24 protein-coding genes are annotated in these 26,513 nt (G+C 39.2%); 9 read left to right on the top strand and 15 right to left on the bottom strand.

All coding sequences use genetic code 11. The annotated features are described in order from the left end of the window. The first annotated feature begins 45 nt into the window (after positions 1-45). Positions 46-1,071, top strand: coding sequence for a lysylphosphatidylglycerol synthase transmembrane domain-containing protein (locus tag DVR12_RS20745; RefSeq protein WP_116977709.1), 1,026 nt, complete (start codon positions 46-48; stop codon positions 1,069-1,071). 21 nt (positions 1,072-1,092) lie between these two features. On the opposite strand, the gene DVR12_RS20740 is transcribed toward DVR12_RS20745, so the two are convergent. The 4 genes from DVR12_RS20740 to DVR12_RS20725 are packed head-to-tail and all read right to left on the bottom strand — an operon-like array spanning position 1,093 to position 8,518. Then, entirely contained in the window at positions 1,093-2,430 is a 1,338-nt protein-coding gene (locus DVR12_RS20740; protein WP_116977708.1) for an alkaline phosphatase family protein, read from the bottom strand. Between the two features lie 14 nt (positions 2,431-2,444). Then, positions 2,445-4,178, bottom strand: a complete 1,734-nt coding sequence (locus DVR12_RS20735; RefSeq protein WP_116977707.1) for a RagB/SusD family nutrient uptake outer membrane protein — start codon at positions 4,176-4,178, stop codon at positions 2,445-2,447. 19 nt (positions 4,179-4,197) lie between these two features. Next, positions 4,198-7,497 carry a SusC/RagA family TonB-linked outer membrane protein gene (locus tag DVR12_RS20730; protein ID WP_116977706.1) on the bottom strand — a complete coding sequence of 1,100 codons (3,300 nt, stop codon included), beginning with the start codon at positions 7,495-7,497 and terminating at the stop codon, positions 4,198-4,200. 19 nt (positions 7,498-7,516) lie between these two features. Next, on the bottom strand, positions 7,517-8,518 hold the full coding sequence (locus DVR12_RS20725; RefSeq protein WP_116977705.1) for a FecR family protein: 1,002 nt from the start codon (positions 8,516-8,518) through the stop codon (positions 7,517-7,519). A gap of 190 nt (positions 8,519-8,708) precedes the next feature. Here DVR12_RS20725 and DVR12_RS20720 point away from each other — a divergent pair, with 190 nt between their 5' ends. Further along, positions 8,709-9,281, top strand: coding sequence for an RNA polymerase sigma-70 factor (locus DVR12_RS20720; RefSeq protein WP_158563322.1), 573 nt, complete (start codon positions 8,709-8,711; stop codon positions 9,279-9,281). A 3-nt stretch (positions 9,282-9,284) separates the two neighbouring features. Here DVR12_RS20720 and DVR12_RS20715 read toward each other — a convergent pair whose 3' ends face one another. Next, positions 9,285-10,742: an aminotransferase-like domain-containing protein gene (locus DVR12_RS20715; protein WP_116977703.1), complete on the bottom strand. Its 1,458-nt coding sequence runs from the start codon at positions 10,740-10,742 to the stop codon at positions 9,285-9,287. Between the two features lie 110 nt (positions 10,743-10,852). On the opposite strand from DVR12_RS20715, the gene pdxY reads away from it, so the two are divergent. Genes pdxY through DVR12_RS20695 form a run of 4 tightly spaced genes read left to right on the top strand, consistent with a single transcriptional unit; the run spans position 10,853 to position 13,609 of the window. Continuing rightward, positions 10,853-11,710, top strand: coding sequence for a pyridoxal kinase (gene pdxY / locus DVR12_RS20710; RefSeq protein ID WP_116977702.1), 858 nt, complete (start codon positions 10,853-10,855; stop codon positions 11,708-11,710). 7 nt (positions 11,711-11,717) lie between these two features. Beyond that, positions 11,718-12,443 carry an AAA family ATPase gene (locus tag DVR12_RS20705; protein WP_116977701.1) on the top strand — a complete coding sequence of 242 codons (726 nt, stop codon included), beginning with the start codon at positions 11,718-11,720 and terminating at the stop codon, positions 12,441-12,443. An 11-nt stretch (positions 12,444-12,454) separates the two neighbouring features. Then, the gene (locus DVR12_RS20700; RefSeq protein ID WP_116977700.1) at positions 12,455-12,862 is read left to right on the top strand and encodes a GNAT family N-acetyltransferase; all 408 of its coding nucleotides are present in this window, start codon (positions 12,455-12,457) and stop codon (positions 12,860-12,862) included. Positions 12,863-12,868: 6 nt separating this feature from the next. Next, positions 12,869-13,609 (top strand): YggS family pyridoxal phosphate-dependent enzyme, encoded by a 741-nt coding sequence (locus DVR12_RS20695; RefSeq protein WP_116977699.1) that lies wholly within the window; start codon positions 12,869-12,871, stop codon positions 13,607-13,609. Position 13,610: 1 nt separating this feature from the next. Here DVR12_RS20695 and DVR12_RS20690 read toward each other — a convergent pair whose 3' ends face one another. Together DVR12_RS20690 and DVR12_RS20685 are read right to left on the bottom strand one after the other, a co-directional pair. Further along, a complete protein-coding gene (locus DVR12_RS20690; protein ID WP_116977698.1) occupies positions 13,611-14,159 on the bottom strand; it encodes a PsbP-related protein in 549 nt (182 codons plus the stop codon). 18 nt (positions 14,160-14,177) lie between these two features. Next, positions 14,178-15,059, bottom strand: a complete 882-nt coding sequence (locus DVR12_RS20685) for an ADP-ribosylglycohydrolase family protein (protein WP_158563321.1) — start codon at positions 15,057-15,059, stop codon at positions 14,178-14,180. Positions 15,060-15,364: 305 nt separating this feature from the next. Between DVR12_RS20685 and DVR12_RS20680 the strand changes: the two genes are divergently transcribed. Continuing rightward, complete coding sequence (locus DVR12_RS20680) at positions 15,365-16,489, top strand: hypothetical protein (protein WP_116977696.1); 1,125 nt, start codon at positions 15,365-15,367, stop codon at positions 16,487-16,489. On the opposite strand, the gene DVR12_RS20675 is transcribed toward DVR12_RS20680, so the two are convergent. After that, positions 16,473-17,495 carry an RNA ligase family protein gene (locus DVR12_RS20675; protein ID WP_116977695.1) on the bottom strand — a complete coding sequence of 341 codons (1,023 nt, stop codon included), beginning with the start codon at positions 17,493-17,495 and terminating at the stop codon, positions 16,473-16,475. The genes DVR12_RS20680 and DVR12_RS20675 overlap by 17 nt on opposite strands. Before the next feature lie 351 nt (positions 17,496-17,846). Between DVR12_RS20675 and DVR12_RS20665 the strand changes: the two genes are divergently transcribed. Continuing rightward, positions 17,847-18,410 (top strand): hypothetical protein, encoded by a 564-nt coding sequence (locus DVR12_RS20665; RefSeq protein ID WP_116977693.1) that lies wholly within the window; start codon positions 17,847-17,849, stop codon positions 18,408-18,410. On the opposite strand, the gene DVR12_RS20660 is transcribed toward DVR12_RS20665, so the two are convergent. The 3 genes from DVR12_RS20660 to DVR12_RS20650 form a co-directional block, all read right to left on the bottom strand. Then, positions 18,407-19,216 (bottom strand): helix-turn-helix domain-containing protein, encoded by an 810-nt coding sequence (locus DVR12_RS20660; protein WP_116977692.1) that lies wholly within the window; start codon positions 19,214-19,216, stop codon positions 18,407-18,409. The two genes, DVR12_RS20665 and DVR12_RS20660, sit on opposite strands and share 4 nt — an antisense overlap. Before the next feature lie 30 nt (positions 19,217-19,246). Next, positions 19,247-20,218, bottom strand: coding sequence for an aldo/keto reductase (locus DVR12_RS20655; RefSeq protein WP_116977691.1), 972 nt, complete (start codon positions 20,216-20,218; stop codon positions 19,247-19,249). Between the two features lie 118 nt (positions 20,219-20,336). Then, positions 20,337-20,612 carry a hypothetical protein gene (locus DVR12_RS20650; RefSeq protein ID WP_116977690.1) on the bottom strand — a complete coding sequence of 92 codons (276 nt, stop codon included), beginning with the start codon at positions 20,610-20,612 and terminating at the stop codon, positions 20,337-20,339. A 189-nt stretch (positions 20,613-20,801) separates the two neighbouring features. Here DVR12_RS20650 and DVR12_RS20645 point away from each other — a divergent pair, with 189 nt between their 5' ends. Next, positions 20,802-21,665 carry an alpha/beta hydrolase gene (locus DVR12_RS20645; protein ID WP_116977689.1) on the top strand — a complete coding sequence of 288 codons (864 nt, stop codon included), beginning with the start codon at positions 20,802-20,804 and terminating at the stop codon, positions 21,663-21,665. Here the strand turns inward: DVR12_RS20645 and DVR12_RS20640 are convergent. The 4 genes from DVR12_RS20640 to DVR12_RS20625 all read right to left on the bottom strand — a co-directional run bounded on the left by DVR12_RS20640 (position 21,662) and on the right by DVR12_RS20625 (position 26,513). Beyond that, a complete protein-coding gene (locus DVR12_RS20640) occupies positions 21,662-23,200 on the bottom strand; it encodes an FAD-dependent monooxygenase (RefSeq protein WP_233522435.1) in 1,539 nt (512 codons plus the stop codon). The two genes, DVR12_RS20645 and DVR12_RS20640, sit on opposite strands and share 4 nt — an antisense overlap. A 27-nt stretch (positions 23,201-23,227) precedes the next feature. Then, on the bottom strand, positions 23,228-24,046 hold the full coding sequence (locus DVR12_RS20635; protein WP_116977688.1) for a helix-turn-helix domain-containing protein: 819 nt from the start codon (positions 24,044-24,046) through the stop codon (positions 23,228-23,230). 43 nt (positions 24,047-24,089) lie between these two features. Then, on the bottom strand, positions 24,090-24,788 hold the full coding sequence (locus DVR12_RS20630; RefSeq protein WP_116977687.1) for a hypothetical protein: 699 nt from the start codon (positions 24,786-24,788) through the stop codon (positions 24,090-24,092). A 210-nt stretch (positions 24,789-24,998) separates the two neighbouring features. Beyond that, positions 24,999-26,513 carry a RagB/SusD family nutrient uptake outer membrane protein gene (locus DVR12_RS20625; protein ID WP_158563320.1) on the bottom strand — a complete coding sequence of 505 codons (1,515 nt, stop codon included), beginning with the start codon at positions 26,511-26,513 and terminating at the stop codon, positions 24,999-25,001.

Here is a 26,513-nt window from a genome sequence, read left to right as displayed (position 1 = left end):
TATCCGTTATGGGCAGATAAATGGATCTGGAAAACATAGTAGTTAATGTCTACAACACCTAAAAATGAAACAGGAAATCAGGAAGAAAAAATTAATACCTCATATTGGGTTTGGACTGCTATATTCATAGTTTTTGCACTGGTACTAGTCATACATTATCTTCCTGAGATCAAAAAAGAATTTCTGTTATTGAAGGAAGTGAAAGTCTATTGGCTGATTCTTGCAATATGTTTTCAGTTACTAACTTATCTTTTTGCTGCAATAGTCTATCAAATTCTGTTAACGGCTTACAAATTAGATCCCTTCCCTACTTTATGGGAGCTTAGTAAAGCCGCGATCATTGCACTTTTCTTTAATCAAACCGTTCCCAGTGGCGGCCTCAGTGGCAATACCTATATTTTCAATTTTTTACAAAAATTCAAATTACCGGTTTCAGATACCATTACTTTAATTGTTACCGAAATGGTATGTTATTATTCAGCAATTGAAGCCCTGATAATACCATTATTCTTTAGTTGCCTGCTCTTTTTTAAATCCCCTCACCTCGTTAAAGTTACTTTAGCCGCTGGTATTTTGATCTTCATTATCCTGAGTGCTCTGATATTGTTGGCAGGTAAGAAGAAATTTTTAGTTAGTATTTTTGATAGATTAAAGAAGATAAAATTTTTTAAGAAGAAGCTGTCATTCGACTTTTCACAGGGTGGACAACAGGAAATAAAGTTTTTGAAAGAAGAGCCCCAAAAAGTAATTAAAGCGATAGTATTTCAGCTGCTGGTACTTTTAGCCGATAGTGCCACTGTATTTGCCTTGTTCTGGGGTATGGGGATAGAAATTTCTCCTTTCGTGGTAATCCTTGCATTTATGAGCACCAGGATCATTGCAATACTACCAATTACACCGGGTGCTTTAGTCGTTTATGAAAGTAGTATGGTACTTTTCTTTACGAGCCTGGGAGCACCGGTTGGAACCTCAATTGTTGTAACCCTGCTTTACAGATTATTATCATTTTGGTTACCAATGCCAGCTGGACTAATATTATACAGAAGGGAGATACGAACAAAAAAGGGCTGACCAAAGGCCAGCCCAATGCGTTTAAGGTTTCAGTATTCCGGCCGGCACCTTCCCTTCAGCCGTTTTAAAATCCAATGACAGCAATGTTGCAATAATTGGTGCAACATCAATCAGTTGCATTTCCTTTATCGTACTTTTTTTAATGATACCAGCACCATATGCAATAAAACCAGTCTGAATTTCCTTGAAATCAGGATAAAATCCATGTGTTCCTCCCTTTGCAGGTTTAACTACTTCTCCGTTTGCACTGCCACTGATGGTAGTACCCGGAGTAGCAGCCAGAGCCAGCGCAGCATTAGGATCAGCTCCTGCTTCATCCAACTGCTTCTTCGAAACTATTTTAAACAGCTTCTTTTGTTCGGCAGGAAGGTTTGCCAATAGTTGTTCTACGGCCTTTAAGGTTGTCTGATCTTTAGGATCTTTCAAATGCAGGAAGGCAGCACCGCCAGCCGAATGGAACTGAGCTTTCCAGTCGCCCTTTCCTACATTATTCATTAACCCGGCTTTTGCCAGCAATACATTTGGAGCAAATGCTGTATTAATATCTACAAACCCATGATCACCTGTAATAATAACAGTGGTACTATCTTTAATTCCTGCTCTTACCAGTGCGTCCAAAATAGTTCCGATAGCACGATCAGCGCCCGTAATAGCTTTACGTACCAGATAACCATCTCTCCCCTGCATATGTTCATAATGATCTGTGCAGGCCAGATGAAGGGTTGTAAAAGTAGGTTTATATCTGGTGATCATATAAGCACCCATTCTTGCCACATTTTCATCCATGATCATTTCCTCCCTCACCATACTAAAATCATCAGGACTCAGCTTTCCTGTTGCTTTTTCCTGAATTTCCTGCCATAAAGAAGCCGGATAAGTAACAGCAGCTGTTGCATCCAAGCGATCATTTCCCTTCCCAACAGGCCAGATATCCGGTATATTATAGTCGATCGGGGCATTTACAGTTACAGGCCAGATTACATTGGCGCTGGTTTTTCCGGCAGCCTTCACAGCTGTATATAAAGTTGGCACCTGTATGGACTTATAATCCCAATACCATTTACCGCTTGCCCCAGTGGGTTCAAAAGGGGCATTATAATATACGCCATGTTTTGCCGGTTTGGTACCAGTAATAATAGAAGTATGATTAGGATAAGTGACGGTAGGAAATACACCATACACCCCTTCTGCAGCGGCACCACTATCTTTCATCATTTTTAAATTAGGTGTTCCCCATCCCTGTTCCATATAAAAATCTGGCCGGAATCCATCAATAGTGATTAAGACTACATATTTCGCTTGCTGTGCCGATACCGATAACGATACAGCAGAGAATATTAAAAAGAGAAGTTTTTTCATGTCGATTTTCAATTTTACTTCCAACCATCATTTTGTCCAAGTGCCGGATTCAATACAGTTTCGTTATACGGAATCGGATAGATATATTTATACTCTTTCCACTCACGATCAATATTATCCAACCAGATAATATTACCTTTTGTACCTCCCGATAATTTTGTCTGGTCACCATCTATCAGGAAGTAATACACGCCATTTACTTTTGATGCAGGCATTTGTTTTACGAAGGCAACATCAGGTTTATTATCACCATTCAGGTCTATTAACTGATCCATAGCCGGAACATAGATTCCTACATAGGATTTTTCCATCAATGAGCCTACATTCCAGCGGATGAGGTCATAGAATCTAAATCCTTCCAGCACTAGTTCAATAGCGCGTTCGCGACGGATTTCAAGAATAACCGGATCGGCAATTTTCGGGAAATATTCTTTTTGCAAATAGGCATCCACGGTAGTTGGATAATCAGTTTGTTTGATGCCGGCCCGCTGGCGCAGGAGCTTAATGGTTTTGCTCCAATCCTCTGTATTGAAAATTCCCAATTCGGCTTTTGCTTCCGCTTCGTTCAATAACACTTCTGCATATCGAATTATTGGAATTGAGTTCCAGTTTTCGGCTACTCCATCTGTAGCTTTTGAATCCAATGTATACTTCAAAGGCTGATAACCAGTATAGGTATAGGTAAAATCAGGAGGTGCAATTACTCCATCCCTGCTATAGTTACCCATACGGATAGTTTGTTGCAGGCGTTTATCCCGACCTTTTACTTCTACATCAAAATGGATTGTATCGAACTGTTGTTGGTCTGTAAACCTTGAACCATCGGCATTCAGATAAGTATCTGTAAAAGTTTTCGTTAGGCTGATGCGGTTACCATAAGTTGCGCTGGTATAGAACCAATTGGCATCATTAAAAACACGCAGGGATTTACTTCCAACGTAAGCCAGTAATACTTCAGTGCTGTTAGCCGCTTCACTTATGAATAAATTACGGTACCAGGTTGCACTGTCACCAGCCATATTTAATCCATATTGTCCGCCTTTCCGTACGGCTTCAGCTGCATTAGCAGCTTCCTGTAGCCATTTAGTAGCATCTGGCAGCGAAAGATCAGATCTGTATTTTCTCAATGTTCCTTCAAACAGGCAGACACGGGATTTAAAAGCTAAAGCCACTGCACGGGTTATAGTAGAGGCAGTGTTGTCTTTTTTATCACGAATATTGGTACAAGCGAAATTTAAATCTGCCAATACACTATCCATTACCATTGTACGTTTATCGCGTGGCTTATATAAAGCAGCATTACCAATGTTTAAGGTTGTGCTGTAAAACGGAACATCTCCAAATCTTTTAACCTTTTCAAAATAAAAATAAGCTCTGAAAAATCGGGCCAGCCCTTCATAATGTTTACGGGCTTCGTCTGTAATCTTCGCCTGTCCGAAATGTTCCAGGAAATAGTTTACATTTCTAAGATCACTCCAGCTCCAACCGTTTGAATTAACTGAGGTGTAGGCATTTTTTCTGATATAACTATTTACATCCTTTCCTGCAATATAATCGCTCATTACATCGCCACGGATGATGTCGTTACCTGATGGCAACATATTATAGAATGAATTGGCATAGAGTTGCAGGTCGGCTTCTGTGTTGAAAGCGTTATCCGGACTTAGTTTATCAAAAGGTTTTAAATTGAGGTCTTTATTACATGCGCAAAATAAAACCATCAATAAAGGCAATATCGTCTTTTTCATTCTTGCTGATTTAATGTCTTTAGAAAGTAAGATTGATCCCTACTGTATAAGTTTTTAACATAGGATAAGCCATCCCGTTACCTGCACCCTTACTTAATTCAGGGTCTGCTCCTTCGATCACTTCAGGATCTACTGTTCTCATAATCTTATACATTGGGCTCCATGTCCATAAATTCTGACCAGTGAAGTAAATTCTCGCGCTTTTTATACTTGCCCGTTGCATCCATTGGGTATGCAGATCATATCCAACTGTTAAATTCTTTAATCGGATATAAGCAGCATTCTGAAGATATTTAGATTGCTGAACTACCAATTCTGCATTTGAGTTTAAGGCAGTGTACCCTCTGAAACGTGGGAAGTAGGCATCCGGATTGCTTTCAGACCAGCGGTTATCCATGATCTCCTCAGGCATCCAGCTATACGGACGGTTGTATTGCCCCCAGAACAGGGAAGCATCTGTACCTGGCCACCAGTCTCTTTTACCAATACCCTGGAAGAAGAAGCTAAGGAAAATATTATTCCAGTTTGCCGAACCTGTAATTCCATATGCATAACGAGGCTCGGTATTTCCAATAATTCTGCGATCTCCCGGGTCATCCAAGGTATTCTTTCCCTGATCTATTCTTCCATTATTATCCAAATCTTTAAACCTGATATCTCCGGGCATCAAGATGTTTGAATTTGAAACGCGGATGAAAGACTGATCTACATTATATTTTTTGATTTCCTCTTCACTCTGAAAGTAGCCATCATTCACAAACCCCCAGATATCGCCTACACGCATACCTTCGTAATAAGTATCCAGAATTTTACTAGGGTTATTAAACTTCGTAATATTTGAAACGTAGTCAGATAATACGCCACCAATTGAATATTGCAATGGATGTTTACCAACCTTCACCTGGTCTGACCAGCTGAGGGATAACTCCCAACCTTTAGTCTGCAAATCTGCATAGTTTCCTCTTGGTACACTGGCTCCAAATACTGCAGGCACAGGAAGTCCAACGGTAAACATATTGGTAGTGTTACGGGTATACCTATCGAAGGTTACTTTAAATCGATTGTTCAACAAAGCAATATCAGCACCGAAGTTGAGCGTGGTAGATTTCTCCCAGGTAAGTCCGTCCGGAATTACATTAGGATTAGAAGTATAATCTACCAGCGCACCGTTTACAATACGGGTTGTTTTCTTCACTCCCATTGTTTCGAGAAACTGGTATGGATCTACGTTACCATTACCCAAGGCGCCATAAGAGGCTCTTACTTTCACATCGGAAATCAATTTTGGATCTATCTGCCAGAAGGCTTCTTTAGAAAGGCGCCAACCTGCACTCATCGATGGGAAGAAGCCAAATTGCTGATCTGAAGGAAACTTGGAAGAACCATCATATCTACCATTTACCTCTAAAAGATATCTTTCATCGTAATTATAGTTAAAGCGGAAGAAGCCACCCATAGTACGCCATTCGTTACCCCCACCAGTTAGTGAATAGTTAACACCATTCATCAGGCTGAAATCCGGTAAGCTAGAATTTATTAGCCCATCGCGCTGATAAAAACGGGATTTGAATAATTGATATTCGTAGTTATAACCAACCAATACTTTGAAATAATTCTTACTGATGGAATGTTCGAAATCGGCATACAGATTAGCACCGGTATAATTTGTTTTACCGTTGTTCTCATTCATTTTACTCTCTCCCCTTTCCAGCATAACACCTGGTACTTTACTATATGGTACAGGAGTATACAAACGTTGATCTACGCTATTGGTATAGGCAAAGGTGAAATCACCATTCAGGTGCAATTTGTTCTGGAAGAAAGAAGTAGTGAAACGGGATGTATTACGGATCAAGGTTTCATTTAGGTCGGAATAGTTGTTACCTGAAATGAAACTACCAAATACAATAGCTGCATTTTCGGTGAGGGTACCATCCTCATTTCTCAGCATAGCAATAGGAAATGCTTCGTCGGAAATTCTTCTCCATACCGGCGTGTTGCTAGGGTGATTTAGGATAGGATAGAAATATTTTCTTTGAGAAAAGTCGAAATTATTTTCAATGCGTAACCATTTATAAGGCTTAACGGCACCTTTAGCACGCACATTGTACATTTTAAATTTATCGGGATTGTAGCGAAAAATACCTGCCTGAGAGTTATAGCGGCCAGACACATAGTATTCTGTTTTATCGCTGGCTCCTGATACAGTTAAGGATTGTTCGGTAGAGGGATTACGATCTGCATACAATTCCTTGAACCAGTCTGTATTTCCATAATACACGTAGTTACCGGTGGTTGGGTCTATACCGTATTTGGATAAAGATGGATCGTCGTTTCGTTTTTTCAGCTCATCCAGGTAATCCAGTGAGAAAGGGAAAACACTGTTTGCTTTCTGAGGATGAGATTTATAATCGTTCCAGGCATTGAAGGCCTCATCGAAATTTTTAGCCCATTCATACCCGTTAGTTACGAATTTAGGTTTTACAGTATGGTCGTTCAGCGATAAGCTGCTGGCAAAATTGATCTGAGTTTTATCCTTTGATGGTTGCTTTGTAGTAATAAGCACTACCCCAAAGCTACCACGCGCACCGTAAATTGCGGCTGATGCAGCATCCTTCAATACAGAAACGCTTTCAATATCGTTAGGATTGAGCATGTTCGGGTCTCCCGGTACGCCGTCTATCAATACCAGGGCTGAGCCGCCGGCACCAATACTGGTGGTTCCGCGAACATTATAGGTAGCACCACGAATGGGCTTACCATCGGTCATTCTGATATTCAGATTGGGCAAAACTCCCTGTAATCCACGGGTTGCGTTCACCATAGGGCGGTTTTCGAAAACTTCCTTTCCTACCTGGTCTACGGCGCCGGTCAGGTTAACTTTCTTCTGAGTACCATATCCTACTACCACTACTTCGGTAAGTCCGGCTGTATTCTCTTTCAGAATGATCGACATCGATTGTTCCTTAGCGGGATCGAGGTCTTGCTTCCTGATGGTTTGAGTCATGTAGCCCATAGAGCTGAATGTAAAAACATATGGGCCAGTTTGTCCGGCATAGTCAAATGCGAATACACCCATACCATCGGTAATGGCTACCCGCTTATGAGTTGTATCACTTTCACTTTTTAGCTGTACGGTTACCCCTGGTAACGGTTGACCTTTTTCATCTTCAATCAATCCTTTGATCCAGGTTTTCTTTTGTGCGAATGCTGTAATATGGCAAATCATCACCAGGAAAAACAGGCACATAAAAGCCCTCCATTTTTCGTTAATTAAGGGCAAGGCTCCGCCCTTCACCACTTTGTAGCGATGTGTCATAAGTTAGATTATTTATTAATTACTGATTTTTTTCTATTAGAAATCCTTTACCTGTTGCTTTTATATTCAGGTTATGCAGGATGGCAATCCTCGAAAGTACTTTACCAAGTGAATCTACCTCCCTAATCTGGCCGGTGTATACGACATCCTTTGGTAACGCATTTTTTATACTGATTTTTACATTATATCCTTTTGAAATAGCCAGCAACACACTATCTAATGGTTGTTCGTCAAAGTTGGCCACAAAACCTGTTCTTGAGCCAAATGATAAAGTATTTGTTATTTTCGCCGGGGCTGCCTTGCTGGTCAGATCATGCATTACAACACTTGCCCGCTCCATGTTATAGGTCATTTGCTGGCCTGGCAGTAAGTATACTTCTTTCATTTTAGCATTGATCTGCTTCACCACAACTTTCCCGGAATGCAGCATTACATCAACCTTTTTACTATTTCTATTACCAGTAATTGTGAAGGTAGTTCCTAGTGCCGTTATGGCTAAGTCGTGATTATAAACAGTGAATGGAAGGCCGGCATTTTGAGCAACATCAAAAAAACTCTTTCCTTCTAAATAAACAGAACGATTATACTTAGCAAAGCCGGTATCAAATCGTAAGCTCGATTGTGCAAAGAGAGTAACCTCTGTGCCATCAGGCAACCTCACTTCTTTGGATTTATCGTTTGTATTATTGATAATGATTTCGGCAGGAACAGCTGATTTATCAGCAGCTACAATTTTGGATGATGTTCTGTTGTTTTGTTGTGAATAGAACAACAAAGTGGCAATAGCTCCTACTATTGCTGCTGCTGCAACCCAACGGGCTATATGAATCCGTGGTGTAGAAATTCGTTTTGATATATTATTATAAACAGCATTCACTTCTGCAGATGTTAGCCCAGGTTCCATATCCTGTCCTTCAGCCAACCGTTGCTGATACCAGTCGTTGTATTCCTTTAATTCTTCAGTCGAAGCTGTTTGATCAAGATATTTCTCAAGCAGGTAACGAAGTCGTTCATCTGTCATTTTAATGCCTGTTTGAAATGATATCACTTCAACCTAAAAGTTCCCCCACTCCTTTTTTTGAATTCATATTAAGTTAACATTGGGCGATTTGTTTACAAATAGATAACATTGAAAGAAAGACAAGGCTTTTATTTTTGCACAACAAACAACCAATTCAATCACCACACCAGATAACCATACATGCAACAATTTGTGGCAGTTGGCGAAAGCCGGAAATGATAAAGCTTTCGAACTGCTCTATACCAGCACGGCTACTTTCCTTGCTAATCAGGCATTTCGTGTCATTAAAGATCGTGAACAGGCAAAGGATATCTTGCAGGATGTATTTATCAGTTTATACCTGAAAAGAGAAACCATTCCTACCGATACCAATATTCTGGGATACCTCTGCAACGCCATTAAGTATAAAACGTCGAATGCCCTACGAAATGAAATGGTAAAGGGGCAACACCATCAAAACCTGCTCCTGCAGGCTCACCAGCAGGAAGCATTACAACCACAGGTGTATGAGCGTTCTGCTTTACGGAAAGAAATTGATAAAAGCATTCATACTCTTCCGCAAAAATGCAGGGAAGTGTTTATGCTCAATTACTATGGCAATCTTGGTTATAAAGCCATTGCCAAAGAAATGGGGATTTCAGTTAAGACAGTAGAAAAGCACATGAGCAAGGCTTTGCAGGTATTGCGCCGGGATTTGAAAGAAGAGCATGTGGCAGGTCTTATTGTTATGTCTGTGATGCTTCAACAAACTGCACTGGTATAATATCTAGGAATTTTCTATCCTCCTAAAAATTCCTTCCAAAATAGTTACTGCTAATTCCAATTCTTTTTCATTCAAAGAAGCGAAACCAAATCTGAATGCATTTTCACGGATGTCGATACTTTTAATTTGAAGCTGTTGATTTGATTGTAAACCTTCAATTGGAAATTCGGGCTTAACCTTCACCCAAATAGCCATACCACCTGGCGGCAAAGTATAGGAAATGTATTTACCCAGTTTACTCTTTAGTTGGTGATCCAAAAAATCTCTTCGCTGATGATAATGCTTCTTAGCTTTTTTTAATTGCCTGGCCACCTCCCCTTCCTTTATGATAGCGGCTAAAGCATTTTGCATATAGCTGTCGCCCCTGACATCGATGATGCGTCGTAATACCGTGCATTGCTCAATGAAATTTTTTGGAGCAACCATGAACCCTATACGTAAAAAAGGTCCGAATATCTTAGAAAATGAACCTATATAAATAACGTTTCCCTGATGTCTTCCACTTGCCAGCGGCAAATAGGGTGAAGAGTTATAATGATAATCATAATCGTAATCGTCTTCAATAATGGTAAAAGAATAATGGTCCGACAGTTCCAGCAACTTCATTCTTCTTTCCACACTTAAGGTAACGGTAGTAGGATAATGGTGATGAGGAATTACATAAACTGCACTGATCTTCTTCTTTTTACATATGCTTTCAATTTCCTCGGTATCAATACCATTTTCATCAACCTTTACTTCAATAATATTAGCACCTGTTTCGCTAAAAGCTTTGTTGGCATTAGGATAATTTGGTTTACCAACAATAACATTGGATTGAGGTTCCAGCAGTAACTGAGCTGAAAGGAAAATACTCATTTGTGCCCCATGAGTGATCAGAATATTATCGGCTGAGATACTTAATCCCCTGGTTTCAGATAAATAGCTGGCCAACTCTTTTCTCAAAGCCGGAGTTCCCTGAATCGTATCCTGAGAGGCATTTTTCAACGAATATTTCCTGGAAATATAGAAACGATAGGTCTTCAATAAAATATCAATAGCAGATAACCGGATATCGGGATACCCATCATCTATAAATATTTCGGATGCAGAAGCGATTTCTGTATTAGATACAATGGTCTCTATTTGCCTGAATGGAAGAGCGAACTGATTTTCGTAGGAAGTTAATTCCTGGCCGGTATCCCATTGCTGGGGTTTTAGAATTGGAATCCGCTCGGAAACTGTAACATTCTTCTTTGGAAGAATTAAAACCCAGTCCTGAGCCCCCAATTCCTCATAAGCGGCAATCACTGTGCGCCTGTGTACTCCCAGCATTTTGGCTAATTCTCTGCTCCCGGGAAGGTCTGTTCCCGCCTTTAGTGTTCCATTTCTGATGGCATTGATGATAGAAACTGCAATTTGCCGGTAAACAGGGGCCTTGCTGTTCTTGTTAATAGAAATAATATGTTCAAATGGTAGCATCTGGACCATCCAATAGTTTAAATCTGGACCACTAAGGTAGTCCTATTAAAGAATACTTTTGCATTTAAATCAAAGTTATTTTGGTATACCAGAACAAACTTCAATCTTAAATGGCAAATAAAAAGAGGAATAAGACGATCGTAATCCATAGCAAGGTATCGTATGGTTATGTTGGTAGCAGCACCACTGCATTGGTGCTACAAATAGGTGGGCATGATGCAATTACAGTTCCTACGGTACTCTATTCAAACCGACTTGGACTGCCAACCGTTGGAGGAGGGGCCATACCTCCTGCCCTGTTTGCAGATATTTTGAAGGGGATTTTAGAATTAAACATCCTCGACGAAGTGGCAGCTATATTTACCGGATTTATTGGTTCCTCAGACCTGGTAAGAATTACAGCAGATTTTATCAAAGAAATAAAGCAACATAGCCCGGAGATCACTTATTTGTGCGACCCGATTATGGGAGATATAAATGATGGATTTTATGTACCGGCAGATGTACCGGAAGCTATAGTCAAACACCTGGTACCAATGGCCGATCTGCTAACCCCCAACCAGTTCGAATGTCAGTATTTACTGGGAGGGAGTTTAAGTTCACCAGCGGAAGCAGCTAAAAGAGCCCGTGAAACCGTTTCAGACTCGCAAAAAATTGTAGCAACTGGTTGTCACTTCCCCACTACTCCGGAACAGGCTATTGATACAGTGGTATTAACCAGCAGTGAAACAGAAGTAGTAAGAACAAAACGTATACCTGTATACCCACCTGGAAGTGGCGAATTGTTTGCAGCGCATATGTATCTGCATATGCTGAACGGAGGGAGCCTGATTAATGCAACACAGCATTCAGGAATAGTACTACAGGAAGTATTGTCGAAAATGCACCAGGAGCAGAAAACGGAATTCGAACTTTCGGATATACTCTTCTCCTTCGGTATTGAAAATGGATTAAAATCAAGCATCTAAATTTAAAATGAACATATTAGATCTAGTCATCAACGATAAGGAACGGGTATCATTCAACGATGTATTGCTCGATGAAGCTAACAGGCAACAATTTGTTCAGCTTATTAAAGAACATACTTATATAGAAAAACTGCAGGAGTATGGACTACCTGTCAACAATAAAATTCTGTTACATGGTAGTTCGGGATGTGGCAAAACTATGTCGGCCAAAGCGATTGCCAGTGCGTTGAATAAGAAAATTCTGATCCTCAACCTTAGTAATGTAATATGTGCACGGATTGGAGAAACATCCCAAAACATCAAGCAGGTTTTCGACAAAGCCGCCAGGGATAAAGCTATTTTATTTCTGGATGAGTTTGATCAGATTGGAAAAGCAAGAGGAAATGACGACAAAGATGTAGGAGAAATGAGAAGGTTGGTAAACACACTTATTCAGCTTATCGATTACTACCCACAGGATGCACTGTTATTGTGTGCCACTAATCACCCTACCATCATTGATACCGCTTTGCTACGGCGTTTTCAACTAAAGATCAGTTTTGAGATGCCTGCACCAGCACTTCTGGACAATTATTACGATCAATTATTATTACGCTTTCCGGAAAGGATGAATCAAATACAACGTAAATATGAGATCTCCTATGCTGAAGCAAAAGATTATCTGTATACCGAAATAAAAGCAAGGCTGATAGAAGAACTGGAGCAGGAAGAAGTACTTGCAGCCATAAACTAAAAACAACGCTCATGATTACCTATCAAATTGAAGAAAAGATCGAAGCAGCCGAATTCCTGGAAGTATTGGTAAAATCCACTTTAGGGGAAAGAAGACCCATCAACGAACCCGACAGAATCGCCAAAATGCTGCAAAATGCCGACATTTTTGCTACCGCAAGAGATAATGGCAAATTAATTGGCATCGCAAGATCGCTTACTGACTATGCTTTCTGTACTTATTTGTCGGACCTGGCAGTAGATGAAAGCTATCAGAAAATGGGGATTGGCAGGGAATTAATACGTATAACCAAGCAACATACTCCCGATGCCAAACTGATCTTACTGGCAGCTCCCAAAGCTATTCATTATTATCCTAAAATAGGAATGGAGCAATGGGAATACTGTTATACCTTAACTGATGTAAACAATATTAAATAGTGATCAATGGAAAATCAGATCGCAGAAAACATTCAGCAAATCTTAAACAGAATTGCAATTGCATGCCGCAAGGTCGACAGGTCGCCAGAGGAAGTGAAACTCTTACTGGCCACCAAAACTGTTTCTGCAGAAAGGATAAAAATAGCGCTGGAATCTGGTCAGACGCTTATTGCTGAAAATAAAGTGCAGGAATTAAAAGAGAAGTACGAAGACTTAAAATACACTCCCCATACCAATCATTTCATCGGTCACTTACAAACCAACAAAATCAAGGATATCCTAAAATATGATGTATCCTGTTTGCAATCGGTAGACCGGCTCGACTTAGCACAAAAGCTTCATCAGCGCCTTTTGGCAGATAACAGAACAATGGATATACTGATACAGGTGAATACTTCTAAAGAGGAAAGTAAATTTGGAGCTAGTCCGGATACTGTAATAGAATTAGTAGAACAAGTTGCAAGGTTTGAAACTTTGAGAGTAAAAGGACTGATGACTATTGGTATTCTCAGTGCAGAACCGGAGAAAGTACGGAAATGTTTCCAATTACTCAGAGGTATTCAGCAACAAATTATCTCGCTGGCCATTCCAAATGTTGAAATGCTTGAACTATCGATGGGCATGAGTGGAGATATGGAAATTGCCATTGAAGAAGGAGCTACAATTATCAGAGTTGGCACCGCCATTTTTGGGCAAAGGCCAACCCCAGATAGCTTTTATTGGAATGAAACAATGGATGTAAATTAATTCAGTTTACAAATTTGAAAGATTTAAGGATTGTATCGAAAGTATTTTTGTATTTATCGGCATCTTTAGTTAGTGAACCACAGGTAATAATATAGGCAACTCCTTTATCGGGCACGAGACAACTACTCAATGAAATATTAATGCCCTGAGGCTCTATTGTATATTTGTACCATGCAGATGTAACTCCATTAATTTTAGTTTTACCATGCCCTAGAATTACAGCACTGGGAATAATTCGTTTTATATTATTAAGGTTAAGTTCACTGTAATCATTTAATGAAAGTCCGGACATTGTTTCTGTAACTACATTAACATTAATATTTGGATTATCCGCAGGAGCTATGAAATAGTAATCTACTCCCCTTAACTTCCTGTTTTCAGTTTTCCAACCGTCCGGAACATATAATTCATAAGGATGTTTACCTGCATTCATAGTCTTAGTAGAAGGTATCTTATCAAGGATTTCATCAGCAGCCCTTTGATTCTTCGTTTGTCTGTTACAAGCAGTAATAGCAAGAATCAGGCAGATAGGGATAAGTAATTTTTTCATTTGGTATAGTATCTAAATTTAGATTTTTGGTTCAATATTGTTTGCAACTTTGATAATATATGAGCTTTCAGGAATTTTATTAAATATTGAGATAATTTCCGTTGGCAAGGCATTATAGCCAATAGTAGTACCCATAATCTGACCAGCCAGCGACGCATTTGTATCAGTATCTCCCCCACATTTGATTATTTGAGTAATCACATTCTGAAACCCGATTTTAGACACTTGTTGTGAAGCATAAATTGAAAATGGAACAGAAGCAGCTACAAACCCTGATGTGCCCAACAGCTTTGCAGCCTCTTGTATGCTGTATTCTTCCTTGGCTATACTGATTAAATTATCCCTCACCTGTGTATCGGGGATTTCTGAAATAACTTTGTTCATCAGCTTATCTTGCTCAACATCATTCAGAGTATAGTGCAAAACATATAGGATGCTTAATGCTCCCACATATGCTTCTTCATTTTTGTGAGTGATATAGCAAATATCACGAATTAGCTGCCGCTGTTCGGGAACATTTAATACAAAAGCTAAAGGAGCAATACGCATAGCTGCACCATTACCTGCTGCATATTCTCCTCCTCGGCCAGAAAGGCCCCAATGTGCTCCCATCTGCAAATCACGTAGGGCTTTTAGGGTGCTGGCTCCTAGTCCTCTGAGTAGTCCTTTATTATACCATTGAAGTAAATGTTGGGCTACCTTGTCTGGTGTCAGATACTTATTGCTTATTATAGCCTCACAGGTTGCCAGGGTTAACTGTGTATCATCTGTAATGCCATATATATGTTCATAACTAACCTCTTTAATAGTTGACTGGGATTCATAATAACTGCCAACAGCATCACCCACAGCTCCTCCTACCAAACAACCGAGTAACTTATCCTTAAAATTATTGATCATTATTATTGAAGAATATTTTATATTTTCTAAACCAATCTGGCAATTCATATGCTTTTGAAACCAGCATATCAACAATATTTCATATCAATTTAAGGTAATTATGATAGTTACAAACCAGGTTCACAAACTTGATAAGTAGCGTTTACATCAAAATCTATGAACTTTCAATATGCTTCACTACCTTTATAGCCGAAAAAAAGAGACCAATTCTTTTCAAGATTTTCCCCTTTAACTCTTCCAAACCAGTGTACAACTTCCCTATTCCGTCATGTAAATGCCTTTTAAATAAGCTAACAATTATCATCTTGATCCTGTTTTCTTCCCGGTTATACGCTCAGGAAGATACAGTAACATCCCGGTTACTACGTGAGATTGCAGCCGAACAATACCAATCCGATAGCTTCTATTACGCCGGTATGTTTGCCAGTCACCGTTATTACGGATACCCGGATGGTAAAAGGAAGCACGATAACAACGTATTTTTTACAGGGCTTATTGCCATGACATTAGGTGAAATACAAAATGAGCTAAGGGGCCCCGACAGTATACTTTGCCTGAAGATCCGTAAATTGGCACAACAATCTTTCCCCCACTTCCAGCATAAATCGGGCAGGCAGACCTACAATTTCTGGAGAACTAATCCCAGTATGGTATTCCCTAATTCCTGGTTCTTAAATCTATTCAGAAAATGGCATTCCCTACCGGATGATATTGATGATACTTCTATTCTGCTACTTGCAATGGAAGCAGATAGTACAACAGCCCTGGCAGCAAAGGAACTGATGGAACAGCATGCCAATACAGTGAATTATGGCATCAAAAATACGTTCAAAAAGTATCGGGGCATACCGGCATATTCTACCTGGTTTGGAAAAAATATGCCGATCGATTTTGATGCCTGCGTACTCTCAAATACTTTATACTTCATGCATACCTATAATATGGCAAATAGTAAGGCCGATAATGCAACAGTGCAGTTACTAGATGCGTTTATACGGCACCGTGAGTATTTGTCTGACCCGGCTTATATTTCTCCACACTATGCCCGGTCGCCGGTCCTGATTTACCATTTTGCCCGCTTAATTGGTAAATACCCCGATGCTGTGCTTATTCAACACCGGGAACAATTAGCTAAAGATGCGCAAATGCTACTCAAAGAATCACGGGATGAAATGGATAAAATAATTCTATCTACCTCCTTGATGTGGTTAGGAGAAGAAGCACCGGTTATTGATATAAAAAAAATAGATGTAAACGGAGATTTTGTATTCTTTGTAGCAGGTTTCAACTCATTACTTCCTGATCCGTATAAAAAATTCTTTTCCGGTTACCATCTTATTAGTTATTACTACCGGTGTCCTACCTATAACAAGGTATTAATGTTGCAAAACCATTTGCTAAGAAAGCGTTTGGCTAGTACGAAACAATAAATTCTGAGATACGCGTAGCAATACGGTTCCGAACCCATTCAGTTTCTGAATCAATTAGGTCGGCCAGGATATTCCCATTCTCAATATTGAAATCAGTAAAAATATCCTCCAGGAATTCGCTATGAATTTCATTCATCCTTGTGGAATTATTTAAATCCAGCTGTCCGATTTTTGAAAGTGCGCTGTTAAGTCTGTTTTCTGTGATATAATTTGCCATTTCTTCTACTAAGAAGGATAGTTTTTCTGAGCGGGAAGTAATATCAGGAATCAACGACCACTTTTCTGCTTCATGGAACTTCTTCTCCTCATCAAATTCTGGGTTTTTAATTTTGATAATAGGACGAAGATCATTAACCGTAGAATGTTTCAAGGGTTTAACAACAATTCCTTCTATCAGGTTGGCATCCAGTGGTGGAAGATTCAGCAGAGCCGGAATTGTTGAATCAATCCTGGTGTTAAAGTTCAATACTTCATTCAGTTTCCCGCTAAATAAAACTCTTGCATAAAGAATATTGTATTTTTCAAAATAGGTAATTGCTTCCTCGTAATCCAGGTATTGTTTTGGAGCCAGGTTTTCTGATTCTACGGCTATATCAAATGCACAAAATTGCACTGAAGGGCTATAATAGACGCCAGTCTGAATTGCCTGCACTTCAGGAGCTGAAGCAACATCGGGATGAGGATATTTTCCTCCGAATAGCTCTCCGTATATAATATACCGACTTCCAGGTTTATCCTTACTAAGCTGTTCAAAAAGTTGAATCATCCTGTCTTCCAATTCGGCCACGACAAGTTGAAATCCGAAAAAATCATCTGTCCACTTCAAATAATCTTTTCGCTTAGCAAAGCGTAATCTGCGATTCTCATATACGAAGCTGAAGTTAGCGCCATGAATTTTCTCGGTTACAATCCATTTTAATTTGTTCAGCGTATGTTGACTTTTCTCAGATAAATTAAGCCCTTTCAGGTTTTTAGGCATTTTCTCATATTCAGAATTCTTTTCCATTTTTCGGGTAACGACTTTTCAATTTTTGTAACTAAAACGGGTTAGCAAACTGCAATATGCTGTTTGTAAATATGCGGGCGAAGGTACTAATTTTTGAATATTTTCGTTTATTCCAATCTAAACCAGACCCTCAATATGGAACTAAGAAAAGCGATGCTCAAATGCAGCAATTGCCGTCTATGAAAAAGCTGGATTTACCTATCATAGTAAAACCAAGCTGGATGCAGCATTCTTTAAAGAGGAACTTAGGGGATTGAATCGGATGTATATGAATTTGTAAGAGAAGATTAATAATTTAATTTGATTTTTTAATTTAGTTGAAAGATATATTGATAAATAATTACTGTATTTATGACCGCTGTAAAGCTATTCCCTACCATTGAAGAAGTGTTTGTTGACAATTACGAGAAAAACAACCAGCACTTCCTGCCAATTGCCAGTATTGATCTTTCAATCATTGATAAGTCGTTATCCGGCAACATACATTTAGTCTATTTTAATAATGATCCTTATTGTGATGAAAGTATAAAGCATTGTAATGAGTTCTGTGATGAAGACAAGGTCACTTTTGACATGATCGATAATAAATATAGATTGAAGGCCGACTATTGCTATTTTAGCACGAATGAAGATTGGATCAAGTATCTTGAAGAGGGAAGAAAATCTTATGAGGAAAACAGGAAAGTATATCATCAAAAGAATAATCTGAAAATCAATGAGGTAATTAAAAATCTGGGTGAGCAACCAGAGTGGCAGCAGGGTGATGAATGGCCAACTAATTTGCAGGGAGAAAAGATGATTTTCATCTGCCAGGTTTGGTCTCATGATTTTATTCAGGATTCTTGTGCAGAAGAGATCTTCCTGTTTTACGACAAATCAAATAACCTTGCCGTGCAGATCCACCAGATCGATTAGCTTTTCAATTGTGTAGGCGCTATTCCATATTTCTTCTTAAAAGAATGGGAGAAATGTGAAAGGCTTTCAAAGCCCAAATCGAGATAGATTGCAGATGGTTTTTTATGTTTTTTCTCAATAAGATAAAGGGCTTCCTTTAATCTTCTTTCCTGCAACCATTGGCGGGGTGCCATTCCAAATATTTTTTGAAAATCACGCTTGAAGCCTGCCAGACTTCGTCCGGTAAGCCGGGCAAATTTCTCAATTGGGATATTATAGGAAAAGTTGTTATTCATAAACTTTTCCAAATCCATTTTATAAGGTTCGGAAAAATCGAACAAAAAGCCCTTGAGTTCGGGCATCGTATTAATCAGAAGATATACAGCTTCTTTGACTTTAAGCATGCCTAGTGCAGTAGTAATTTTCTCCTGCGGTTGCTGTACATATGGCACTATAGACTGAAAAAAAGCATGTAAAAAATCATTTTGGGGCAGATGTATGGCAAAAGGACCTGCATACTTCTGCCCTATATCTATTTGCTCCTCAAGGGCAATTTGTCTAAGCAGGTCCTCTTTCAGGCTAATAATAATAGTTTGATAATTTTCTCCGTTCAGAGGAGTCTTGGTAATTTCTCCTAATTGATATTTTCTTATCAGCATCATTTCACCACGTTCCATAGAAACTCTCTGATTGGCTGTTTCCATAGTAAAACGTCCTGAAACCTGTAGTACAAGTGTATTGTGTTCGAGGAATGTTGCCTTTTCCTTTCTTTCAGTAGATTGATAGGTAATAAAGATAACACCTGGAACTATTTCAGTTGGATTCATTACTATAAAGATATGAAACGGACGGGATTTCTATCTTTGAAGATAGGTACCACCTAATATTGCTCCCACAGAAAAAGTTGTGTTCAATGTATTCATTTCCTCAGGAGTAAATTGAATTTCCATAGCCTGCATATTCTCCGGAAGTCTGGAACGCTGGCTCATACTTACTAAAGGCATAATATCATCGCCCTGTAAATTTACCCATGCAATGGCCAATTGAGCGGGAGTATAACCCTTGTCTTTTGCCATTTTTTTCAGCACATCAACTTTCTCGAGATTCTTAACCAGAGTTTCGCCCTGGAAGCGGGAGAAATGATTGAGGTAGTCGTTGGCAGGTAATGGAGCTTTCATATTACCGGTGAGTAATCCTTCTGCTGTATTGGCGAAGGCAACTACGCTTATTCCAAGCTCCTTTGCTGTTGGAAGTAAATCTTTTTCAATTTGCCTGTCTGCTAATGAATATCCTATTTCCAACGCAGATACAGGATAAACGCTATTAGCCTTGCGCAATTGATCAGCTGTAATTTCAGAAACTCCAAGATGCCGAACTTTTCCGTCCTTGATCAAATCTGCCACTGTACCAATTACATCTTCGATCGGAACACTGTTATCGAGTCGGCATGGCTGATACAGATCAATTGTATCTACGCCTAAGCGTACGAGGGAGTAATTAATGAAGTTTTTGATTGCAATAGGGCGTAAATCTAACCCCAACATTTGATTGCCGTAAAAAATTGCACCGAATTTTACACTTATGAATGCATCATCTCTTCTTCCTTTGATGGCTTTACCAACCAGCAATTCATTATGACCACTACCGTAAAAATCGCCGGTATTCAGAAAATTAATGCCATTATCAAGCGCCATCTGAATAGTAGCGATACTTTCATTTTCATCTCTGGCCTGACTACCCCAAACTGGTGACATACGCATACAGCCTAACCCTAACTTAGATACCAGGGGTCCATTTTTACCGAGAGCTATTTTTGTTACTTTTGCCATTGCTGAAATTTTTAATAATTAACAACACAAAGATCAGGCTTGTTCCATTAAATTATTTTCTCCAATGGCTCAATTTACTTGTCTGTATAGCTCAAGGATATATTATCCAGCGATTTGATCAGGTAGTTAATATTTTCGCTAAATAGGCTCCTGCAACTGATTCGGCTTTTGCTCTGGCTGCTGCTGCTCCAATAAATATGGATTCATATTCATTTGAGCTATCTACAGTTTCTTCATTATTTACCATGTCATATACAGCCCACCACCAATATTCCTCATCCATCCACTCAGCCCTTAGCATCAATCCGGCCCATTCAGCGGTACAATCATCCAGTAGATCACCTGTCCAGATTATGGGTTCCCTGGATAATTTTAGTCTTTCTTCTTTAGTCATTTCATAATCAGGATAACTTAACTTCTAAATTATTTTATCATCTATATACAAATACTCTTTACTTATCTCCTAATAGCTTTATTATGAGTACCTCTTCCAATAACAAGGTAGCCGTAATAGTGAGACTTTGTCATTTTAACTTTTTCTTAGCCTGAATTTTAGATAAATTAATTGAAAATAATTATTCAGATGTTAAAATATTTTGCATTTATTTTCTCTGTAATTCTTATTAGCTGTACTCAGAAATCTGCTAAAAACATGGATTCTGAAAAGCAGAATAGTACAGCATCTATCATCAATCTATATTCAAAATCGGTTAATGATAGTTTTTCAATTTTCACAAGTTTACCAGCCGATTATAACCCACATCAAAAATATCCTGTAATTTATATTTTAGATGCTAATTTATATTTTGATGTTTATTCTACTATTTTAAAAAAGTACAGTGAAGTGGGGTTACTTCCATCTGCCATACTTATAGGTATTGGATATAAGGATTTCCCAACCATGGATTCATTAAGAAACAGAGATTATACATATCCGGTGGGCCTACCCGAATATGAGATGAGTATTAGTGGTGGTGCAGATAAATTTCTTGCATTTATCAGGCAGGAGCTGGTACCTGTGATCGATACAACATATAAGGTAGATAAACAAAAGCGGATCTTAATGGGGCATTCATTAGGAGGATATTTCACTCTTTATTCCCTTCAACAGCAAATACAATCAAAAGAAAATCAATTTAATGGATATATTGCTGCAAGTCCTTCTATTCATTATAATCATTATTTTCTTTTGCATGAATTTGAACAACCCACCAAAACAGACAGTACTAAAGTTAAAGTATATACTACATTTGGTGGGCTTGAAGACAATGAAAGTAAGCAGGATTCAACAATCCAACCAATAGACAAAGTACTTGCAGCACTCTCAACAACATTCAAATCAAAAGACTATATTGAATTTAAGGGAACTGTTTATTCCAATCTCGATCATATGGATACTCCTCTACCCTCTTTTGTAAAAGGTTTGCAATGGATTTTGAATAATTAAATAGCAAACCAGCGGGAGATAGCTTTCTGTAATTCCATAACATCGGGATTATTATCTGCTACCCAGGCTACAATGCCATCGGGGCGCACCAGCATAACACTAACACCCAATTGGTTTTTCACCTTACCAGAAATATAGCTGATATGGTCTTCGTACTTACTCATTATATTTTTAAGAGAATCATTCATCTCAAAATCGAGCAACATTGCTTTACCATCCTGCATTAGCTGGCCAACTAGTTTACCATCCTCAAATTCAAAGTTTGGTATACCGGAACCAACCAAAGGGTGATCATCTCCCAGATTATAACGAGTGAGAAGACCCCAGACTCTTCCTGCAAAATAGGTAGCGCCATCACGAGTTTTCATTAGATCCTGAATAATCGCATTTAAAGCCCTGGCAGCAGGTTCAGGTTTCATAACAGCTACCTGGGCTCTCGACCAATCCAATACCTTTTCACCAACCGGGTGGCGTTCGGTCTGATAACTATCCAACAAACTTTCAGATGCGCTATTCTTTATGGTAGCTGCTAATTTCCAACCCAGATTCATGGCATCCCCCAGCCCAAGATTTAATCCCTGACCACCTAACGGAGAATGAATATGCGCAGCATCACCTGCCAACAAAATACGGCCATTACGATAAGTAGATGACTGCCTGGATCTGTCGGTCCAGGTAGTGGAAGTGTACAAGGCATTAATAGTTACATCGGTACCCGAAATCCGACGTAATACCCCTTGTAAGTGATCCAGAGTAATTGGCTTTCTGGAATTATGAAATGAACCATAATCAAAATCCTGAAGGATCAGGTAATCCTTCTGGGAGAGTAAATACATACCGGTAGCAGTGACATTCCTGCCCAATTTCAGTTTTTCGGGATCGGCAAGGTCAACCTGGGCGGTGTAACCTGTAAACTCCGGTTCCGTACCCACGAAATCAAAACCCCCTAGCTTACGAACGATACTTCGACTTCCATCGCATCCTACTAGCCATTTACCCGTAAAAGTTTGCTCTTTTGCTATAACAATAATTTCTTCGGCCGATTGGTTCAGATTAGTGACCTCAAAACCACGTTTGATTGTTACCCCCAGCGTAATAGCCCTGCGGGCCAGCACTGTTTCCAGTTCCTCCATTTCTGTCATTAATTGGGTAGCTGTTGAGCCTGGCAGTCGATATGGCCACTGTGAATAATCTATATCACTGGAGTAAAACGGTATACCCGCAAAATGGCCGACCTGGCGACGCACGACTGGTTCCTGTGCCTTCTGATGAGGTTCTTTAATACGTTTATGTATTTCCAGTTCATCCAGCAAGCCACGGCGGTATAAAGCCTCTACAGTAGGTGCGGAGATTCCGCGCATCCCAAAAGGTAGTTTTTTAAGGGGGGAATAAGGAGTTTCTGCTTTTTCAAGGATCAGAACAGTACATTTAGCCAGGGCTAGTTCACACGCCAGAAATAAGCCTACCGGCCCGGCACCGGAGATAATTACATCATAATTTTGAGGAGTTTCCATGCTTTCTTCTATAATTTTCATCCGACAAAATTCTGAAATCTATTTAGGTCAGGATTGTAGAAACGCGACAAAATCGCCGGTTATTACACGTTTTTCTTTCCTTGCTTTCCGCGCAAATGCGGCAGGAGTAGTTCCGCTATAGCGTTTAAATTCTTTACTAAGGTGGGCCTGGTCTGTATACCCCATATCATGTGCCAGACCAGCAAGGTTAACATCGGGGTTCATCCATAATTGATTCCTTACTTGTTCAAAACGCATCAAACCAGATACATCCTTTACTGTATGCCCAGAGGATTGTTTGAATTTCCTTTCCAATGTGCGTACTGTTGCGTGGGCTGATGCCGCCACCTGACTTACAGAAAGGTTACCTTTAGCTTTCCTCATTGCAATTCCGGCTTTATTTAGCAAACCATTCTGTGCCAGATGTGATCGGGCATCCAGAAAATATTGCTTTACTATTTCAATTGCATCATCGATTTTACCAGCCTGAACTTTAGCTGCCAAAATGGGTTGCAGTTTTGAAACCGGATGTTCGAATGTATTCACGCCAGCTTTCCCTGCCGGCAATCCGAGTACCTCGAAAACGGTCCATGGAAAGCACCTGATAGCAATAATTTCCAACTTATTTTGTGCGAATAAATGAACTGGTTTATTAAGCAGCCCCATAATAAACGGGGAGGGTAATGACTGCATTACTCCATCGCTGTAAATGCTACATGGACCACCGAAATAAAAAATAATTTCGGCATAACCATCAGGTAATATTTCAAACGCTGATTGTTGTTCACCGAAATCTTCATGGTTATACCAAAAGCACCTTATTGTATCCTTAAGCTCTTCAGGAGGTTTAAATTCTTGATGTAGCATTACGGAAAGGTAGGATATTTCTAGGTATAATACATTTGGGTTACTATTGGTGGCGCTCCATAAACTCAATGAAATAATACCAGCAGATAGCACTGAATACTACATTGAAGGCAATCATCAGTAAGCCTAATGTTCTGCTACTTTTGGAAAATGAATATGTTCGAGACCCATCGGGTAATGTCTTCTTAGTGAGGCATACAAATCCGCCAATAAAAAATCCCAGGAACGATAAATAGCCTCCAAAAAAAGCAGGTACAAATATTAGTAATGGAGCAAAGAATCCAACCAACATCAAAATACCCGGGATGTCTTTAGGTTTGGAAATAGTTTCAAGCCGGCTACTTCCAAGTGTTTCTAATTGCTCAGCGGTATACGAAATACCTTGTTTTTCGAGGAGCTTCAATGCCAATGCATAATCATAATCTCCCCATTCATCTTTTTTAATAATTACTTCTTTTAATTCTTCAGTAGAAAAAGAAAGTAAATAATAGTCTGGCTCTACATCATCTAATGACACAGTAGTCAGGCTTTTCAGTAGTGTATCCGCTTTAGAAAAATAACTGGCAGGAATTTTAACAAGGTGCTTCTGGTCGTAGTTCTGCCCCACAAACACTCTATCCATTAGTACTACTTCTTCTTCGTATTTTACCGGAATATTATGCTCCTGTAACAAAGAAATGACATCGGCTGCTTGTTCCTGAGTCTGGAATCTTTTAAAAGTAAGAAGTTCTTCTTTTGCCATAATACAGGTATAGTTTTTCTTAAAAATTTTGTGAAAATTAATTCCAGTTGTAGAAAATGCTCATTACCTAAGATATAAATATCAGGTTTAATCAACTAAAATTCAAATTTAACAAGATGTTCAATTTAAACTAGACAAATTGAATAAAAAAAGTAAAAGGACAAATCTTTTTAAAATGATTTGTCCTTTTGCGAGATATCCTGGCTTACTTTAATATCCTTTATTCTGAGTAAGATTAGGGTTTGCCTGTAATTCTGTTAATGGAATTGGCAATAGAGTTTTGTTATCATTGAAATTATAGTTTATTGCCCCTCCTTTCTTCATCGATCCATCATCATTACAGATATAATATGTTTCATTAAGTCCATTCATTGTACTTACTGCAACATTGTATCTTATCAGATCATTCCAACGTTGCCATTCAAATGCAAGTTCCAACTGTCTTTCATTTAATATTTTAGTCAACATATCCAACTTCGAATCCCCTGAAATATCCGGGAGATTAACCCGGCTTCTTACATCATTTACGTAGGAAGCAGAATGCTCCAAGTCGCCCAGCATAGCTAATGCTTCTGCCTTTAGCAGGAGAATATCTGCCAATCTGAGTAAATAAGTGTGGTCTCCCCCACTCCAGTTACTTGGATTATGGGCTTTAAAAGCAAATGGAACTGCTATGTCGCTTGCGCCACAAGGATTCCAGTAATCGTCTGACCAAGGTGCAGATTCAAAACTCACAGAAGCATTCTTTCTAACAAGATCTCCGGCCTTCTCAAAGGCATTAACCAAGGTACGGGAAGGAACACAGTAGCGCTGCCAGGTATCATTTGGAACCTGTCCGTTATCATGAGTCGGATATAACATTTCCGTACCCCAATTCACTACTCCGGAAGTATTTGCTATATAAGGGATTTCCATAATTGACTCCGTATTGTAATTATGATTACCATCGAACAGGTATGTATAATTAGTTACCAATGAATACCCCTGAAGCAATACACTATCACAATACAGGCTAACTTTTGTATAATTCTTTTCAGGGCGTTGTGCCCAGATCTTTGCCAATAAGGCATAGGCAGCTCCTTTCGTTGCACGAACCTTATCTACATTGTCGGCGCCATAGGAGGCAGGCAGATTTCTTACAGCGACCTGCAGGCAGGAATCTATAAATGTATAGGTTTGTTCTGCAGTTGCTCTGGGCAGGTTTATGTCTTTGGATGCTGCACTGTTGGAATATCTTTCAAGCGGAACACCTCCCCATAGTGATACAAGTTGGTAGTAATGAAAAGATCGCAAAAAGAGTGCTTCTCCAATAATTTGCTGCCGGCGTACATCTGTCAGTGATTCATCTTTAATATTATCAATATTTACTAATACAGAATTAGCTCTTGCAATTGCTGCATATAATTCCGTCCATGCTCTGTAAACAGAACCATTGGTATTAGGAATACTATTCATATCGAGTTGATAATAATCCACGTCATTGCTTCCACCACAATAGGCATTATCTGATCTCACATCCGTATGTGCATAGATTTCCCATTGGTAGAAGTTGGTAGACATAAAGGAATTATAAGCACCCGTCAACGCCGCTTCTATATCATCACCGGTTTTATAGGCATTGCCGGTAGTGGTGGAGGAAACAGGTGTCTGGTCCAGAAATTTCTTACAACTGCTGGCAGTCAATACCCAACCAAAAGCCAGCATCACTAATATATTTTTAAGCAT

The sequence above is a fragment of the Chitinophaga silvatica genome, from assembly GCF_003419895.1.
GTDB lineage: Bacteria > Bacteroidota > Bacteroidia > Chitinophagales > Chitinophagaceae > Chitinophaga > Chitinophaga silvatica.
This window is presented reverse-complemented; position numbering and strand designations above follow the sequence as displayed.

Coding starts and splice junctions, on each gene's coding strand:
- DVR12_RS20745 (WP_116977709.1), top strand. CDS start 46: ATGTCTACAACACCTAAAAATGAAACAGGAAATCAGGAAGAAAAAATT.
- DVR12_RS20740 (WP_116977708.1), bottom strand. CDS start 2,430: ATGAAAAAACTTCTCTTTTTAATATTCTCTGCTGTATCGTTATCGGTA.
- DVR12_RS20735 (WP_116977707.1), bottom strand. CDS start 4,178: ATGAAAAAGACGATATTGCCTTTATTGATGGTTTTATTTTGCGCATGT.
- DVR12_RS20730 (WP_116977706.1), bottom strand. CDS start 7,497: ATGACACATCGCTACAAAGTGGTGAAGGGCGGAGCCTTGCCCTTAATT.
- DVR12_RS20725 (WP_116977705.1), bottom strand. CDS start 8,518: ATGACAGATGAACGACTTCGTTACCTGCTTGAGAAATATCTTGATCAA.
- DVR12_RS20715 (WP_116977703.1), bottom strand. CDS start 10,742: ATGCTACCATTTGAACATATTATTTCTATTAACAAGAACAGCAAGGCC.
- pdxY (WP_116977702.1), top strand. CDS start 10,853: ATGGCAAATAAAAAGAGGAATAAGACGATCGTAATCCATAGCAAGGTA.
- DVR12_RS20705 (WP_116977701.1), top strand. CDS start 11,718: ATGAACATATTAGATCTAGTCATCAACGATAAGGAACGGGTATCATTC.
- DVR12_RS20700 (WP_116977700.1), top strand. CDS start 12,455: ATGATTACCTATCAAATTGAAGAAAAGATCGAAGCAGCCGAATTCCTG.
- DVR12_RS20695 (WP_116977699.1), top strand. CDS start 12,869: ATGGAAAATCAGATCGCAGAAAACATTCAGCAAATCTTAAACAGAATT.
- DVR12_RS20690 (WP_116977698.1), bottom strand. CDS start 14,159: ATGAAAAAATTACTTATCCCTATCTGCCTGATTCTTGCTATTACTGCT.
- DVR12_RS20685 (WP_158563321.1), bottom strand. CDS start 15,059: ATGATCAATAATTTTAAGGATAAGTTACTCGGTTGTTTGGTAGGAGGA.
- DVR12_RS20675 (WP_116977695.1), bottom strand. CDS start 17,495: ATGGAAAAGAATTCTGAATATGAGAAAATGCCTAAAAACCTGAAAGGG.
- DVR12_RS20665 (WP_116977693.1), top strand. CDS start 17,847: ATGACCGCTGTAAAGCTATTCCCTACCATTGAAGAAGTGTTTGTTGAC.
- DVR12_RS20660 (WP_116977692.1), bottom strand. CDS start 19,216: ATGAATCCAACTGAAATAGTTCCAGGTGTTATCTTTATTACCTATCAA.
- DVR12_RS20655 (WP_116977691.1), bottom strand. CDS start 20,218: ATGGCAAAAGTAACAAAAATAGCTCTCGGTAAAAATGGACCCCTGGTA.
- DVR12_RS20650 (WP_116977690.1), bottom strand. CDS start 20,612: ATGACTAAAGAAGAAAGACTAAAATTATCCAGGGAACCCATAATCTGG.
- DVR12_RS20645 (WP_116977689.1), top strand. CDS start 20,802: ATGTTAAAATATTTTGCATTTATTTTCTCTGTAATTCTTATTAGCTGT.
- DVR12_RS20640 (WP_233522435.1), bottom strand. CDS start 23,200: ATGAAAATTATAGAAGAAAGCATGGAAACTCCTCAAAATTATGATGTA.
- DVR12_RS20635 (WP_116977688.1), bottom strand. CDS start 24,046: ATGCTACATCAAGAATTTAAACCTCCTGAAGAGCTTAAGGATACAATA.
- DVR12_RS20630 (WP_116977687.1), bottom strand. CDS start 24,788: ATGGCAAAAGAAGAACTTCTTACTTTTAAAAGATTCCAGACTCAGGAA.
- DVR12_RS20625 (WP_158563320.1), bottom strand. CDS start 26,513: ATGCTTAAAAATATATTAGTGATGCTGGCTTTTGGTTGGGTATTGACT.